This window comes from Paenibacillus sp. J22FR5, from assembly GCF_059691975.1.
Genome location: NZ_JCAUAN010000002.1, coordinates 1 through 15,968, shown reverse-complemented (window position 1 = coordinate 15,968; position 15,968 = coordinate 1). Strand labels below are relative to the sequence as shown.

The following is a 15,968-nucleotide window of genomic DNA, read 5'->3' as shown; positions in this document are numbered from 1 at the left end:
ATGTTTACCCTAAGTATATCCCTGCCGCCAATTAAAAGACAATTCTTTTTGGTGTCTCAAAATAAACGATTACACCGTCCCTATGTCCTTGTTCTTAGGAAGTGAAAGGCATTACTGACAAGAAGTCCGATAAACAAATACATCAATCCGCCGAAGAAGCCATATATAACAACACCTACAATTGCGCTCAGCAGACCGAATACGATTTGATCCTTATTTTGGACTGGAGAGGTTGGTGGATCCGTCAGCATGAAGAGTGCAAAAAACAATGAAGCATTAATAAACGGCGGTCGAAATGCATCCACAGCATCCCCGAGATGCAAGACCCCCATGAGAAGTAAACACAAGAAATAAGCGCTAAGGAATGCAAATACTTGGGGGAATTTGTGCACACGATTCGTAACCGCGTAACCACTAATTAACAGAATGCCAATCGTCCAAACAGGCAGATCTCCAAATGCTCCCCACCAGCTCTGACCAGTTTGAAAAAATAGAATGGATAACAGCAAGCCGAAGGCAGCTGGGTTAAAGACCGGCTTTTTTTTATTAACCAGCAGATGTTTAGAAAGAATTGCCATGATGGCCGTCATACCAACGATATACCAAGAGGTTGCTGTGCTTAAAATTAAGGCAATGATAAGCCCCGTAATCACCGCGCCATCTGGTTGCCATTTTTTTCTTTTGCCTATATGAGAGCATAGTAAATCTGCCCCTACTGCTGCCACGAGAGCAGTGATCGCATTATACATTCCGTTAATGTCTGCTGCTAATATCGAAGCTATTACTAGTAGGACTACCATGGAAATGATGACATAGCTCTTTGGTTTTTTGTACCAGTGATGAATGGACACTTAAATCCCCCCTACTCTTTCCACGTGACCTTTTGAGGTGATCAAAATCCCCTTCACTCCTATTTCATCTATTAATTTTTTCCCTTGATCCATGCCAAATAAGCATACAACCGTAGAGAAGACATCTGCCATCATCGCATAAGGAGCCACGATACTGCAGGAGATCAATTCGCATGGCGACTGCTTGCTTCTCGGATGAATAATATGATGAACATCGGCGTTAACCTCACTTTTACGTTCATAGCCGCCCGATGTACAGATCGCTTCATTGGATATTTCAATCGTTTCTATAATACGATCCTTATACGCCGGATGTTGAATACCGATTTGCCAAGTTTGGCCCGTCTCATCTACCCCTCCAGCGTACAGATCACCCCCGGCATTAATAACAAAGCCCTGAAAGTCAGCCAGCGACTGCGCGGCTATGTCAATGGCAAAGCCTTTCGCTACTGCGCCTAAATCAATCACCAATGGTTTGTGCAAATATAAGGTGTGATCACTCTCTTGTAAAACGATATCCCGGTAAGTGGCGTTATTTGCAGTGAAGGATGAGATGGTTTCTCCCGTTAAATAATGCTGATTGAAGCCATGCTCTTCCATTGTTTTTCCAATTGTCGGATCAAAAACCCCTTCTGTCCACTCCGCGACTTGCAAGGCAAATTTAAGGGGTTCAAATAACCAAGAGCTGATCGGAACTTGGGTTCTCAACCGTTGGGAGGCTTTCATTAGCTCGCTATCGAGCGAGAATCGACTGCATGCCTGTTCAACCTTTCGAAATGCTTCAAAAGCTCTCTCTATCACGGGCTCAGCCTCACGTAAGGTAAGCAGGGTAACGACCTTAATTTCAACGACGGTATCCATAAATAATTTCGATTTCTTCACTAGGTTTGCCATTAGGCATTCCGCGCCTGTGCAAGAGCGTCTTGAATGGCATCTTTAAAGGCTTGTGTACTGTAGGTCGCTCCTGATACATTCTGTACCTGTGCACTTTGCTTTTGTACAACTTCTTGTGGCAATCCAACAACATCATTCTTCGAATAATGCATGGCAAAATGGCTGATTTCCACGTCCATTATTTTGTCATTCTTAATGCTGACTTTGACATCAATTGACCCGCGTCGATTTGAGCCACTTCCATCAAAGATACCATTTTTATATTGACTTTTGACTTGGCTGCTGACTGCTCGCGTTGTTGTCGTTTGCACTTGCTGCTGTGGCTGCTGCAAAGTGGCTTGTGTTTCCGTTGCCATATATCCCGCACTGTATATTACGCCAATGGCTGTAGAACAAAGCACAACCCATTTCTTATCCATTTTGGCCATATCCATACCTCCAACTTAGGCTTAAAGCACTTATGAATGCGTGCTGCTCATTCTCTGCTGCAAGACTAATGTTACGACATGTAAATGAAATTAAACTGAAATCTGTTAAGGGAGGAACTCAATCTCAAAAGTACTTCCCTTCCCTTCTTCACTCGTCACATGGATGAAGGCCCCATGACTGCTTAGAATATCTGCAGCGATGGAAAGACCTAAACCTGCCCCACCTAGTTCACGGGAACGTGCTTTATCCACTCGGTAGAAACGCTCAAAAATGCGTGCAAGCTCATCCCTCGGAATGCCTATACCCGTGTCGGCAATTTGCAATGTTGTTCGACCGTTAGGAGCCGTGCGGCAGGAGATTGTTACTTCTCCGCCTGGAGGCGTATACTTAATGGCATTATCAAGTAAGATATAAAGTAATTGTGTTAATTGATCTATGTTACCGTGAACTAGAGGACGATCAGAATCGGGCAAGGGAGCAGCGTCCAGCACCAAATGCACATCTTTTTTAAGCGCCAATGGTTGCATGGCCTGAAAGGATTGCTGCGAAATTTGACTAAGATCAACCGTTTCCATTTTGACCTGCAAAGATTTCGAATCACTGCGGGCTAAGGTTAGTAATGACTCTACAAGACGGATCATCCGCTTCACTTCATCCTGCAAGCTTTCCAGCACATGCTGTTCAAATTCGGGTAATGCCTCCTTACATTCCTCCAACAATTCAACAGAGGAATGAATAACACTCAACGGTGTCCTCAGCTCGTGAGAGGCATTCGTTGTGAACTCAACTTGGCGATGATAGGATTTTTTGATGGGGACCATCGCTTTACCTGCAAAAAAATACGCTAAACCAATAGCAATGGACAATAACACGCATGTAAATAGGGAGAGTAATAACTTTATCGTTTGCAATAGCTCCACATTTCCTGAAATATCAATGGCCATCCAATATTCGCCCCCCCCATCCATTAACACATGGGAACTCACCAGGAAAGTCTGTCGATTCTCGCCTTCTTTTAACTGAAATCGCTCGCCTTGCTTATCTTTTCTTTCATGCTCTTGAGCCCATTTGATAAGCTGGTTGGACATGCTTGTATAGGTACTAGGAGAGGTCACTGTTTTCCCGTCAGGACTCACCCATACGATCAATTCGTCGGAAAGCAGGAAGATCCACTCCACATTCTTCTGTTCACGCTCAGGAGGATGATCTCGCTTATCCTTCTTCTGCTCCTCTATGCGATGCTCCCACTGCTGTGACATTTTATCACCGAGATCTTTTAATTTCTGACTTTCATCGTGATGCAAGGTTTGCTGCAGAATAAAATAATAGAGCAATGATATGAGAATGATTACGACGCCGAGGATACTGCCGAAAAATAACGTCAGTTTTTTTCTGGTTCGCTCGAACATCAGTCTCCTCCTTCTACAATTAAGCGATAGCCGAGCCCGCGTACGTTTTGAATGATTTTGTCAGGAAACGGATCATCCAGCTTTTTCCGAAGTAATTTGATTGTCGCATCTACGGTATTCAGTGTAATTTCCGCATCCAATCCCCAGACGCGGTCAATCAACTGATCCCTGCTTAAAATTTGTTTCGGATGCTGGGCTAGAAAGGACAGCAATTGAAATTCGCGTCTAGATAGAGGAATCGAAACGCCATTTCTACTCACTTCATACGTACTATGGTCAATGACAAGCGTATGTCCAAATGTTTTGGTATCCGATTCCCAGTTCGTTTCTTTCCGGCGATATAAAGCATGCAGACGTGCGATTAATTCTTCGAATGCAAAGGGTTTAACTAAGTAGTCGTCTGCTCCTGCGTTTAAACCCTCTACACGATCAGTAATCGAATCTCGTGCCGTCAGCATAAGGATCGGTGTCCGATTCTTCTTCATTCTGATCTCTTTACATAGCTCAATCCCCGTTTTCTGCGGGATCATCCAGTCCAGCACATAGAGATCAAAATGAACTCGCTCGATGAAATCCAGCGCCGTCTCTGCATCAAGTGCCCATTCTACTTGGTATAACTGTTTTTTTAGCTTATATTGAATCAGTTCACCAAGCTTTACGTCATCCTCAACCAGCAAGATATGCATAGAACACGACCTTCCTACAACCACTCTTTATAAAAAAGCGTGTATCAAAAATAAGAGCGCAAAGGCTAGTCCACATCGCAAATGCCATTTCCGATCCAGCCTCCGATAACGGAATAAACCCGAAATAGGTACTGGTAAAAGGACAATCAGTGCAAGAAGCCCGCTTATATTGTTGAAATCCCATTTAAAACCATACATAAAGACGGCAACCGCATGAAGAACAATGAGAGCAATAGCAAGGATTGCAATTGGGGTATGCCAGCTTTTTACAATGCGCAGTAAGGTGACCAGCCCTTTTTTCAGAACATCGAATCGCCCCCAAATACGCTGTTTAATTAGGAAAGCTAATACGTAATTCGCTAATACAACGAACAGAGCTAATCGTGCATTGGAGCCATAATTTTTAAACGTATGCTCAAAGCGGCGGTTGTGCAGGGTTTCTGATGGCGTATGAATAAGAACCCAAAGCTGCCAAATCAGCAGGAGTGTGGACAAGATAATCGCGCCTACCACCCATATTCGCTCTTTCTTTGGGATCCATGATTGATTGTCGACTTTATTGTGCTGCGTGCTCATCGTATTTCCTCCACTTCATAATAATAACAGTAATATACCCCATTATTCTGAAAATGAAATGAAAAAGTCCGAAGGATTATCATGATCAAGTGCAATAACGTTTGCTCATCACGCTATTATGTGATATGATACTTTCAATACGCTTTAAACATAAATTCACATATTGAAAAAGTGATCATTTGTGTAATGGTCGGTTTTCCAATGTGTGATTTTTTTATTTAAAAAAACATGTTAAATAACTTTTCGGAGGTAATGAATAATGGAAACAGGAACAGTAAAATGGTTTAACGCAGAGAAAGGTTTTGGCTTTATCGAAATGGAAGGCGGAAATGACGTATTTGTACATTTCTCTGCAATTCAAGGAGATGGATTCAAATCATTGGACGAAGGACAACGCGTTGAGTTTAACGTAGCTCAAGGCAACCGCGGCCCTCAAGCCGAAAATGTTGTAAAACTATAATTCTCTGCAAACTGCCCTTAACCTGTGTTAAGGGCAGTTTTTAATTTAATCGAAGAATATAGTCAGGAAGTCGTTTATTTTGCCAAAGGAGGAGTTAACCATGTATTTTCGAAGAAAATCGTTAGTGGATCTCCCACAGGAAAACACTAAAATTTGGGCTTGCCACACCAAAGATTGTAAGGGTTGGATTCGGGACAATTTTTCGTTCGAGTACGTCCCAACCTGCCATCTGTGCCAAGCACCCATGATTAGCAGCTTAAAGATGCTGCCCTTAATTTCTAACTCCAACATAGATATGAAGTCTCTTCATACAGGCAGACTGATTTCCTAATCTATATACGACTTGTTGCATATTTCGGGGCTGATCTCATGTAGTTTACGCTACGTGAAGATCAGCCCTTTCTCGCTTCAAAACGATACTTTTAAGTAAGAGGAAGCTACTCACAGTTGAGCTACATGACATATGTCATACCTTCGTACTGACGTTTATAACTACTAAGCGCCTATAGGGTTGTTTATACTAAATTTAGACAAGGGCCTAAGACTTCGGACAACATTGCCCGCGCATCATTTGAGGAGGAATTTTCACAATGGACAAGAATCATATCTCTCATTTAAAAAAGAATGTAGCCCCCTTTGAGAAAACCGATACGAAGGCAAGTATCCGACAATTAATCAATACGTTGGTTCCGCTAATCGCTCTCTGGTATACCGCTTATCTAAGCCTTGCTGTTTCTTACTGGCTTACCTTCCCCATTGTGCTCATTGCTGCCGGGTTTATGATTAGAACCTTCATCCTGTTTCATGACTGTTGTCATCAATCGTTCTTTAAGAACCGTAAGGCAAATGATATACTCGGTACCATTCTTGGCGTAGTTACCCATATTCCCTATCAGCAATGGAAGAATACCCATGCGATCCATCATTCCACTAGCAGTAACCTTGATAAGAGGGGCACCGGAGATATGTGGATACTTACTATTAAGGAATATATTGATTCTCCTTTATGGCGTCGTATCGCTTACCGCGCTTATCGAAATCCGCTTGTCATGTTTGGCTTCGGACCGATTGGCGTGTTTCTCGTTCAATATCGTTTCAACCGCAAAGGTGCGAAACGAAAGGAACGGATGGGCAATTACTTGACTAATGTTCTTCTAATGGGTTTATATGCTGGGATGATCTGGGCAATTGGATGGCAGGCGTTTCTCATGATTCAAGGACCGATCTTCCTTATTTCCGGCAGTATAGGAATTTGGTTGTTTTATGTACAACATCAATTCGAGGACACCTATTTTGAAAATGAAACAGAGTGGAGCTATGTCAATGCCGCCGTCGATGGAAGCTCCTATTACAAGCTACCCCTTATTTTACAATGGATTACCGGAAATATCGGCTTTCATCACGTACATCACCTGAGCCCGAAAGTACCGAATTATCATTTAGAAAAGGCGCACAACGCATCTCATCTCCTCCAGAAAGCAACGACGATTACGATATTAAAGAGTCTAAAGTCGATCAGTTTCCATCTGTGGGATGAACAGACCAAGGAGTTCATTGCCTTCAAAGAACTGAAGCACCATCCGGTAGTTGTGCGTGCTGACAATTATGAAAGTTCGACTTCAGGCCCACCATTACATTCGGAACGCGCAAGCTAGAAGCCCCTATTTGTTATATAATAAACTTCATACGTATGGTTCGAAAGGGAGGGCATCATGAAAAAGTGGCATCATATTTTCCACAAAAGCACGGGACTTAGTCCCTATGTATGGGTCGTCTTTTACATCCTCCCTTTTTATTTTATTTTACGTTCCTCCAACACCTACGAGGTCGTCATCGGCATCATCATGATTCTGGTGTTTTTTGCTTCCTATGTGCTTTCATTTGTTTCAAAAGGTTGGTTGGTCTACTTCTGGACTAGCGTCCAGATTCTCATTTCTATCACGATGACCTTACTCTTTGGATATGTCTATTTCGCTTTGTTTTTAGCGTTCTTTATCGGTAATCTCCAGAGTCAGATTGGTTTTTTCACACTGTATACGGTTCATCTTGTAACTACCCTTGCAGCTATAAACGTTGTTTTTGTGACTCGAAATCCGACTATCCTCTCCCAGCTGCCGTTCGTCGTGGTCAGTCTATTTGGCGTTATTCTACTCCCAGTTACCACCTACAACCGAAATAAACGAGACAAGCTGCAAAATCAGCTTGAACATGCAAATAAACGAATTTCAGAGTTAATCAAGCTGGAGGAGCGTCAACGTATTGCCCGTGATCTCCACGATACTTTAGGCCAAAAACTATCCTTAATCGGGTTGAAAAGCGATTTGGCGTTCAAATTAATAAACAAAAACCCAACTCAGGCGCAAGCTGAAATCAAGGATATTCGTCAAACGGCAAGAACCGCGTTGAAAGAAGTCAGGGAATTAGTGACAGAAATGCGCGGCACACGGTTGGAAGATGAGCTGTTTCGAGTCTCACAAATTTTAAAAGTTGCAGAGATCGATCTCATTATAGAAGGCATCCCCCAATTGCCCAGCTCTTCCCTGATTGCTGAGAACGTGCTCAGTATGTGTTTGAAGGAAGCTATAACGAATATTGTAAAGCATAGTAACGCAACAAGCTGTCTAATCGCAATCGAACCTTCGCCTACCGAGCTTGTTATCAAAGTAAAGGACAATGGCATCGGTATCACAGCGGATTCTTTGAATATCAAAGGAAATGGTATGCACGGAATGAAAGAACGTCTTGAATTTGTAAACGGTGTGATAGAGATTGTGTCGGATTCCGGGACAACGGTTGTTTTTAGAGTCCCCATCGTGAATAAACAGCCGGAAAAAAAGGAGGCGATGGTATGATTAGAATCGTGATTGCTGAAGACCAACGGATGCTGCTCGGAGCTCTAGCTTCTCTGCTCGATTTGGAAGAAGATATGCAGGTCGTCGGTAAAGCTAGCAATGGCGAGGAAGCCGTTCGACTGGTGCTTCATTACAAACCAGATGTTTGTATTATGGACATCGAAATGCCAGGTATGAGCGGAATCGATGCGGCCGAGGCCTTAAACGGTACGGGCTGCAAAGTGATGATCTTGACCACCTTTGCCAGATCCGGTTATTTTGAGAGGGCAATCAAGTCTGGCGCAAGCGGTTATTTGCTGAAGGATAGTCCTAGTGAAGAACTAGCAGACGCGATTCGAAGCATTATGACCGGCCGCCGCATCTATGCGCCTGAATTAGTTGATAGTACGGATGGATATAATAATCCGTTAACAGAGCGTGAGAAGGAAGTATTGCTTCTTATTGCAGATGGCAAAAACACGAAGGATATTGCAAGCGAACTCTATCTTACGAACGGGACCGTCCGCAATTATATATCCGTAATCCTAGATAAGCTAGGTGTTAGTAACCGGGTTGAAGCCATTCTTCGTTTCAAAGAAAAAGGCTGGTTCAAATAAACCAGCCCTTTATTGCAGCTAACCCAATTCCGCAAGTGTCGGCATCCCTGCCTGAGCTCCGAAGCGACTCACGGACAACGCGGCTGCTTTGACTGCGATCGTCGGGCGACTTATGTCACTCTTCTTCTTATTTGTTCACCCAATATGTCATGTTTATCAAAAAAAGAAGAGTCAAGCAATTGCTGCTCGACCCTACGAACTAAAGATTAACACACTTACTCCCAGGCCATTTCAGCACGAGCGAGCCTGTCTTTCAAAGCACGGACCGCCGTCACAACGCTTTTGGGATTACTTGCATGAGGCAAATAATGATGCAAATGAGGCTCAACCGACAGAAAACCTGCGTAACCGCGTTCACGTAATTGAAGCAATAAGCGATCAATCTGCCCATCACCAGCACCCGCAGGAACGAATTGTCTCGGCTCGCTCGTCGCATCCTTCACATGAATATATGCGGTAAATGCATCTAACTTCGGATATGCTTCATCAACTGGTTTAACGTCATTCATAACGAAATTACCAGGATCGAATGCCAAGCGAAGCGAACTTGAAGCACAATGTTGCAAAATGTCCAAAACGCGATCATCTTTCGAACCGTATAGATTATTATCATTTTCTAAAATAAGAATGACATTTTGGCTCTCAGCAAGCTCGGTTAGCTGCTTCATTCGGCTCAATACTTCGTCCCTACACGCGTCTAGATCGCCATTCTCCGGAGGATGAAACGAAAAGATTCGAATATAAGGCGTACCTAACGACTTAGCGGCATGAATCGCTCGTTGCAAGGCATCCAACTGAGGTGCAAAATCATCTGCCACTGGATATTTACCAATCGGTGACGCAATGGAAGAGACAGCAAAACCGCGCTGCTCTAGCAATACACGAATAGACTGAAGTTCAGCTTCACTCAAATCTAGCACATTCTTCCCCCATACATTGCGGAGCTCAATATGTGCTATTCCTTCTGCCTGAAGAACATCCAATTGTTCTTCCAAATCATGCGAGATTTCATCAGCGAAACAAGTAATCTTTACTTTTGACATGACGATTCCTCCTTTTATTTCGCAGTCCCGAAGGAAGCTGACATATCAACGACTGGCACTGGTGTCTCATTGACTTTTTTGACGAAGCTGGACGTTCTAATCTTTTCATCCAAATGAACTTGGAACGCATCACCATCAAAAGGCACGGTTATCGGGCGTTTCTCGAAAGAGGACAGCATGATCCCATTGGCCAATGTTAATGCTCCCAGTCCTTCTGGACCCTCAGCAATTAAATCCACATCTAAACCTATTAGTCGATCAACCAAACGTCTCGTCACAATCGGATGACCGTTCGGAGTTGTCGTATCGACAGGAACTTCCTCCGGTTTAAGCTCCCATGCCGCGAAATGCTGCTCTGTCTCTTTAGTGAAGGTCAGAATGGATTGCGGGTATTTGTAGTGGAGCAACTTGCCGTTCTCCAGTAGCAGCTTACCTTTATCGCCTACAATTTCCAGACGGTTCGTGCCCGGCAGCTCAGCGGTAGTCACCATCAAATGGCCAATCATCCCGTTTGCATGTTCAAAATAAGCCGTTACTTCATCTTCTACCTCAATATCATGGTACTTCCCGATATGGGCATGACCTGAAATAAGGGCTGGTAAACCGAACAACCATTGGTACATATCTAGCGTGTGTGGACACTGATTCGTTAGGATGCCGCCGCCTTCCCCTGCCCAGGTCGCGCGCCAGCCACCGCTGTTGTAATACGTCTGCGAACGAAACCACTTCGTATGAATCCATGTGGCCCGCGTCAATTGGCCAAGCTCGCCGCTTGCGACAATTCCCTTAAGCTTCGCGTAGAATGGAAGCGTTCTCTCTTGAAACATGATCGCGAACTGTAAGTTCGGATACGTACCTCTAGCCGCTTCATAGGCATCAATCATCCGATTCGCATCGTTGACATGCACGGCGATCGGCTTCTCACACATGACATGAATACCGCGCTCAAAAGCTTCAATCGCAATCACTGGATGATCGTAATGCGGAACTGCAATAATCACTACATCGAGACCCGATTGAGCTAATAAATCACTCGCATTATAGTAAGCCTTGGTCCCATAAGTGGTCGCATGCTGATCCGCCTTCTCTTGATCGACATCACAAACACCTACTAACTCAACATTCGCCATTTCACTCAAATATTTCAGATGTGTTCGACCAATGTTCCCAATCCCTACGAGTCCAAATTTGATAATAGGATCACTCATGTATGTTCCCTCCCACATATTGAATATCTCACTCTCATCCTATATCATTATAATTACTAGTTCCTTGAAGAAATTGCCTCATAAGTGGATAATCTTGCTCTGTTAGAAAGAGAGACCGATGATGATTTCAGATTACTTAGCACAAATCGATGATCATGTAAATTTCCTACATGCAACTAGGAAGCCGCCCTTTAATGTTCATTTCCACCTTCATCAAGGTTGTGAAATTTTCTTCTTAATTCGGGGTGACGTGAATTACTTTGTAGACAAAACCGTATACCCCTTGCAATATGGAGATCTCATTATTACGAATGAGCATGAAATACACAAACCTGCCCTAACTAGCGATGCCATGTATGAACGCGTCACGATCGAGTTTAATCCTGCTTTAATCGCGCAATTCCAAACGGAGACGATTCAGCCCTTGCAATGTTTCTATGACCGCCCTCTAGGCGAAAATAACAAAATCAAGCTAAGCGAGAAGGAAGCCTCTGCCTTGGTCGCGTTATTTCAAAAGTACAACCATACCAAAAAGCATCCCCTTTCAGGGGATGCTCTGATCAAGCTTGGTTGTATGTTAGAAATTATTGCGCTTGTGCAGCGGTTTTTCGAGACGAACAAAGAAAAGGCGCCTGGCTTGGACTTGCCTGTTCGCTTGACTCCGATTCTCGCTTATCTAGATCAGCATCTGGCTGAAGATTTATCCCTGGAACGACTAGAGAAATTATTCTTTATTAGTAAATATCATCTTAGTCGTCTCTTCAAAAAGCATACGGGCAGCACGATTCACGAGTATATCGTCTATAAACGCATCGCGCTCGCCAAGAAACTGCTCAAGGACGGAGCGAATGTAACGGAAGCATGTATGGGATCAGGATTCAACGATTATACCGGGTTCCTTCGGATGTTTAAGAAAAAAGTCGGCGTCCTGCCGAAGCACTATGCAAAACAAGCGACTGCTACCCAATTGAATGGTCAGATGGTTGAATGGCAGTAGCTTGGGTTAGAAGAAAAAGACAACCCGTAGGCTGTCTCCTTCATTCACTAAGCAGTATTCTCTTATTATACAAGCGATATAGGAAATCAGCTATTCTTGCTCATCCACCATTCGATTTGTCAAAGCACCGAGCTTCTCAATTTCAATCGTAACCACGTCGCCATGCTTCAAATAAACACGTTGATCTACGGGCTTACCGAGAACAACACCCTCTGGAGTTCCAGTCAAAATGATATCACCAGGAGACAACGTCATGTGCTGGGAAATATAGCTGACGATTTCATCACAGTGGAAAATCATATCCGATGTGTGAGAATTCTGTCTCGTCTCACCATTCACTGTACACGTAATTTTCAGCTGATTCGGATCGCCCACTTCATCTGCCGTGACGAGATACGGCCCAAGCGGACTGAATTTATCGCAAGATTTCCCGAGCAACCATTGTTGTGTACGCATTTGCAAATCACGTGCGGACAAGTCATTCACATTGCAATATCCAAACACATGGCTCAACGCCTCTTCCTTCGACACATATTTAGCCTGTTTACCAATGACAATCACGAGCTCAGCTTCATAATCAACCTGACTTGTAACACGATTCGGAAGCGGAATTTCATCGCCTTGTGCGGCAATCGTATTATTAAATTTGTTAAAAAGGATCGGATATTGCGGAATCGGCGCATTCGTTTCTTCTGCGTGCTTGCGATAGTTTAATCCTACGCAAATGATTTTGCCTGGCTGCGTAACGCAAGGACCGTACTTGACTTGGGATTCTTCCAGAAGGAAAGCATTTCCGTCCGTTGACCCCTCTAAAACTTTTGCCATATAACGTTCAAGTTGACCTAATACAGATTCCGAGTTGCTGATTACGGACATGATATCTGTTGGTAAACCATTTTCAGGAATCGCTTTCAATGACGCGGTAATATCGAATACGAATTTCTCTAGCTTCACTCCAAGATGAAACACACCGGAATGATCAATCGTGACTAGTTTCAAAAGTAACATCTCCTCTATGCTAACTATATTAGAAAAAACAGGCTTGATTTACGCATTTTTACCGAACACTGCGCCACCATCGATGTATAAAGGTGATCCCATCATGAATTTAGATTCATCGGATGCTAGGAATAACGCGGCTTGCGCAACATCCTCAGGCGTTCCGAGCTCATCGCTAAGCTGTCTACTTTTCAGAGAAGCAATGGCGGCCTCAGGATCATCATAAGATGTTTTCAAATAGTTCTCAACAAAAGGTGTCAAAATCGTGCCTGGTAAGAGGGCATTCACACGAATTTGATACGGTGCATAATCGACTTGCATCGATTTCGTTAACGCCAGTACAGCTCCTTTGGTAGCTGCATAGGAAGCGCGTCTGGCTAACCCAATTTCCGCAATGCAAGAAGACATGTTAATAATAGACCCACTACGTTGTTCCATCATATGTGGGATCACATATTTGGATGGTAGAAATACGCCGCGAATATTCACTCGGATGACGCGATCCCACTGCTCAGGCTCCAATTCGTGAAGGGCACCAACACCGCTAATTCCTGCATTATTAAAAAGTACATCAATTCGTCCACATGCTTCGATTGCACGGTCTACCATCGTTTTAACGGACTCAGGATCTGTCACATCGGCTTGCAGGAAAAGGGCTTTTCCTCCGTTAGCTTGAATTTCGGAAGCTGTTTCTTCTCCCTTGACTGCGTCCAAATCATTAACAATCACCTGAGCTCCTTCTTGACCAAAAAGCAGCGCGGTGCTCTTCCCAATTCCTGATCCTGCACCTGTAATCATGATTACCTTATTGAGCAATCTCACTTGGCACTCACTCCTTAGTTTATTATAATAAACTTAGTTTAATATTTAAAATTATAAATTAAGTTTAGCATCCGCGTTACGTATCGTCAATCCAAAAAAAACTAGCTGTGATCCGAATTCCGGATGATAGCTAGTTTTATTCTTTATATTATAGCTGACAACGAATGAGCCAGTCGCTGCATTTCTTCCTTAGCCAGTGCTTGCTTACTCTGCCATTGATGAACAGGCATAGAACAGCTGACAGCCGCTATCCGCACGCCGTTTCGGTCCAGAATTGGCATGGCCAAGCAGCAAAAACCAAGAACAATTTCTTCTTGATCGACCGCATAGCCGCTTTCTCTAGCGAATCGAAGCTGTTCCAGCAGCTCTTCTCCGTTCCGAACCGTATTCGGAGTAAATGCTTGGTAGCCGCCTTCCTCATACAAAGCGAGCACCTGCTCATCCTCCATTGCGGAAAGCAGAACTTTTCCCATGGCTGTTGCATAAGCAGGCAAGCGCATGCCGGGCTCCGAGATCAGACGAACTTGGGTTGCAGCCTCTTTTTTGGCCAAATATACAAGTTCGCCTTTCTCCAACCGGGCCAGCTGAAGGGTCTCCCCAAGTCGCTCCACAGCGCGGGATGCCTTTTCCTCAAATAGCTTCACCAACGTCATGCCCGCAAAATAAGCGTTTCCAATCACACCGAAAAAGGAACCTAGCGCATAAGTATCCCCTTTTTCTTTGATGACCCAGTTCAAGGTTTCCATCGTATGTAAAAGAGAAAACATCGTGCTTTTATTAATGCCCGTTGCCCCGCTCAAATCCATCAGCTTAAGCTTTGAGGGTTGAGCTGCTACTAGCTGGAGCACGTCTTGTGCCCTTTCCAGCGCGGGAACCCAGTATTTTCTTTCCATCCTCTTACCTCACAGACCACCGAACAGGTTTTTCATTTGATGATAACACAAAGTGGAGTTTGGCGTAAGTTCGTCTTCAAGACAACTCCTTGCGTGTATGATGTCTAAGCTTTCGTCTAGCCCGTTGCTACGAATTGAAGTTTCCCCTATAAGCCCCCGACGTCACCCCGGTTGCAGCTTTAAAAACGTTCGAGAAGTGATGCACATCCGTGAAACCACAATATTCGCTTACTTTTTGAATGGATACGTCATTCTTTAATAGTTCTTGTGAATGCTCAATCCGTAATTTCAACAAATATTGGTACGGCGTCATATGAAAATGTTGCTTGAAGAGCACGTTAAATCGAGTAGAAGATAAACCGGCTCTCTGAGCCATATCTGCTACCGTAATGGGTTCTGAAATGTGAAACGCAAAAGGAGGAGTATGGCATCATATCGAACTGCCCAGGACGTGTAACGAAGCTCTCTTCTCTTTGTGGATTAAAGAAAAAATCGAATTGTTCAACCCTTCATCTCAGTCGCATTCTACACCAAAAATACGTGTAATTTACAAAGGCATCGGTACCTCTGTTTCTTATACCTTATGTTTATCCGCCAGCAACCCGATTCCGTCGGAGAAAATCGTGCACGCTTATGGTGAAATAGCTGCAAAGGATAAGCGAACCCTACATCGGATCATGCTAAGTTCCAATCAATTTGACACTGATCATCCTCAGTTTTGGGGATATTACGATTGCCACGGATGCGGAGGATACTAGCTTTCAAGGTGTACAATGGTGAGATTCACAGAACCCACTTATCATCAAATTCAACTAGTCCATCTACGAAATACCGAAAAGAACGCCACACAGAGCGAGTGGCGTTCTTCTTCTACCTTCTTTTCCTAAATGCCTAAAAATTTCGCAAGTTTATCAAGTAATCGTTGTTGCGATGTCAATTGTATAGATATGTTGTCAAATCGGTTGTTTAGTATTTCTTCCTTTGAAGAATTTCGGCTGCTGCTTACTTGTTCCATGAGTTCAGCTACCTTCTGAGCGAGGGAATCGAAATTTTTATGCATTCGAGAGACTTCTTCAGATATGGCCTCATCTCGCTCCATAACTTCTATAATCTTGGGCTGAACGGTATGAAGCTCATTCTGCAGCCCTTCTACATCTTCACAAACACTCTTATATTGGTTGTTTAGTACATCTATGTTGGCGGCATTTTCACTTCGCAGTTCTTGCTCCAACTTCGAGATCACTTCATAATGT

At 43.7% G+C, this 15,968-nt stretch carries 19 protein-coding genes; 6 read left to right on the top strand and 13 right to left on the bottom strand.

The genetic code is table 11. From position 1 onward, the window contains the following. Nucleotides 1–80: 80 nt before the first annotated feature. The 6 genes from AC58P7_RS03190 to AC58P7_RS03165 form a co-directional block, all read right to left on the bottom strand. Nucleotides 81–851, bottom strand: coding sequence for an RnfABCDGE type electron transport complex subunit D (locus AC58P7_RS03190; protein ID WP_497339972.1), 771 nt, complete (start codon nt 849–851; stop codon nt 81–83). Next, a complete protein-coding gene (locus AC58P7_RS03185) occupies nt 852–1,745 on the bottom strand; it encodes an FAD:protein FMN transferase (RefSeq protein WP_497339971.1) in 894 nt (297 codons plus the stop codon). It abuts the gene before it with no gap. Then, nucleotides 1,745–2,173 (bottom strand): FMN-binding protein, encoded by a 429-nt coding sequence (locus AC58P7_RS03180; RefSeq protein WP_497339970.1) that lies wholly within the window; start codon nt 2,171–2,173, stop codon nt 1,745–1,747. Before AC58P7_RS03180 ends, AC58P7_RS03185 begins: the two co-directional genes overlap by 1 nt. A gap of 105 nt (nt 2,174–2,278) precedes the next feature. Next, nucleotides 2,279–3,583 (bottom strand): sensor histidine kinase, encoded by a 1,305-nt coding sequence (locus AC58P7_RS03175; protein ID WP_497339969.1) that lies wholly within the window; start codon nt 3,581–3,583, stop codon nt 2,279–2,281. After that, a complete protein-coding gene (locus AC58P7_RS03170) occupies nt 3,583–4,269 on the bottom strand; it encodes a response regulator transcription factor (RefSeq protein WP_497339968.1) in 687 nt (228 codons plus the stop codon). The genes AC58P7_RS03175 and AC58P7_RS03170 overlap by 1 nt, the downstream gene beginning before the upstream one ends. Nucleotides 4,270–4,296: 27 nt before the next feature. Then, the gene (locus AC58P7_RS03165) at nt 4,297–4,845 is read right to left on the bottom strand and encodes a hypothetical protein (protein ID WP_497339967.1); all 549 of its coding nucleotides are present in this window, start codon (nt 4,843–4,845) and stop codon (nt 4,297–4,299) included. 259 nt (nt 4,846–5,104) lie between these two features. On the opposite strand from AC58P7_RS03165, the gene AC58P7_RS03160 reads away from it, so the two are divergent. From AC58P7_RS03160 to AC58P7_RS03140, 5 genes are all read left to right on the top strand, one after another. Further along, nucleotides 5,105–5,305: a cold-shock protein gene (locus AC58P7_RS03160; protein ID WP_056625586.1), complete on the top strand. Its 201-nt coding sequence runs from the start codon at nt 5,105–5,107 to the stop codon at nt 5,303–5,305. 100 nt (nt 5,306–5,405) lie between these two features. Beyond that, the gene (locus AC58P7_RS03155; RefSeq protein ID WP_497339966.1) at nt 5,406–5,636 is read left to right on the top strand and encodes a cold-shock protein; all 231 of its coding nucleotides are present in this window, start codon (nt 5,406–5,408) and stop codon (nt 5,634–5,636) included. Between the two features lie 259 nt (nt 5,637–5,895). Beyond that, complete coding sequence (desA, locus tag AC58P7_RS03150; RefSeq protein ID WP_497339965.1) at nt 5,896–6,960, top strand: Delta(5) desaturase DesA; 1,065 nt, start codon at nt 5,896–5,898, stop codon at nt 6,958–6,960. Nucleotides 6,961–7,017: 57 nt separating this feature from the next. Next, a complete protein-coding gene (locus AC58P7_RS03145) occupies nt 7,018–8,157 on the top strand; it encodes a sensor histidine kinase (RefSeq protein WP_497339964.1) in 1,140 nt (379 codons plus the stop codon). Next, nucleotides 8,154–8,753 carry a response regulator gene (locus tag AC58P7_RS03140; protein WP_497339963.1) on the top strand — a complete coding sequence of 200 codons (600 nt, stop codon included), beginning with the start codon at nt 8,154–8,156 and terminating at the stop codon, nt 8,751–8,753. Before AC58P7_RS03145 ends, AC58P7_RS03140 begins: the two co-directional genes overlap by 4 nt. Before the next feature lie 215 nt (nt 8,754–8,968). On the opposite strand, the gene AC58P7_RS03135 is transcribed toward AC58P7_RS03140, so the two are convergent. Next, nucleotides 8,969–9,796 carry a sugar phosphate isomerase/epimerase family protein gene (locus AC58P7_RS03135; RefSeq protein ID WP_497339962.1) on the bottom strand — a complete coding sequence of 276 codons (828 nt, stop codon included), beginning with the start codon at nt 9,794–9,796 and terminating at the stop codon, nt 8,969–8,971. Between the two features lie 14 nt (nt 9,797–9,810). Then, nucleotides 9,811–11,004, bottom strand: coding sequence for a Gfo/Idh/MocA family protein (locus tag AC58P7_RS03130; protein ID WP_497339961.1), 1,194 nt, complete (start codon nt 11,002–11,004; stop codon nt 9,811–9,813). A 121-nt stretch (nt 11,005–11,125) separates the two neighbouring features. On the opposite strand from AC58P7_RS03130, the gene AC58P7_RS03125 reads away from it, so the two are divergent. Then, entirely contained in the window at nt 11,126–12,001 is an 876-nt protein-coding gene (locus tag AC58P7_RS03125) for a cupin domain-containing protein (protein WP_497339960.1), read from the top strand. Nucleotides 12,002–12,091: 90 nt separating this feature from the next. Here the strand turns inward: AC58P7_RS03125 and AC58P7_RS03120 are convergent, their stop codons facing one another. The 5 genes from AC58P7_RS03120 to AC58P7_RS03100 all read right to left on the bottom strand — a co-directional run. Next, nucleotides 12,092–13,000, bottom strand: a complete 909-nt coding sequence (locus AC58P7_RS03120) for a fumarylacetoacetate hydrolase family protein (protein ID WP_497339959.1) — start codon at nt 12,998–13,000, stop codon at nt 12,092–12,094. A 48-nt stretch (nt 13,001–13,048) separates the two neighbouring features. After that, nucleotides 13,049–13,822 carry an SDR family NAD(P)-dependent oxidoreductase gene (locus tag AC58P7_RS03115; protein WP_497339958.1) on the bottom strand — a complete coding sequence of 258 codons (774 nt, stop codon included), beginning with the start codon at nt 13,820–13,822 and terminating at the stop codon, nt 13,049–13,051. A gap of 143 nt (nt 13,823–13,965) precedes the next feature. Beyond that, the gene (locus AC58P7_RS03110) at nt 13,966–14,715 is read right to left on the bottom strand and encodes an IclR family transcriptional regulator (RefSeq protein ID WP_497339957.1); all 750 of its coding nucleotides are present in this window, start codon (nt 14,713–14,715) and stop codon (nt 13,966–13,968) included. 127 nt (nt 14,716–14,842) lie between these two features. Next, entirely contained in the window at nt 14,843–15,118 is a 276-nt protein-coding gene (locus AC58P7_RS03105) for a helix-turn-helix domain-containing protein (protein WP_497340872.1), read from the bottom strand. A 480-nt stretch (nt 15,119–15,598) separates the two neighbouring features. Then, nucleotides 15,599–15,968, bottom strand: a 370-nt coding sequence (locus AC58P7_RS03100; protein ID WP_497339956.1) for a hypothetical protein, incomplete at its 5' end; no start/stop codon positions are given.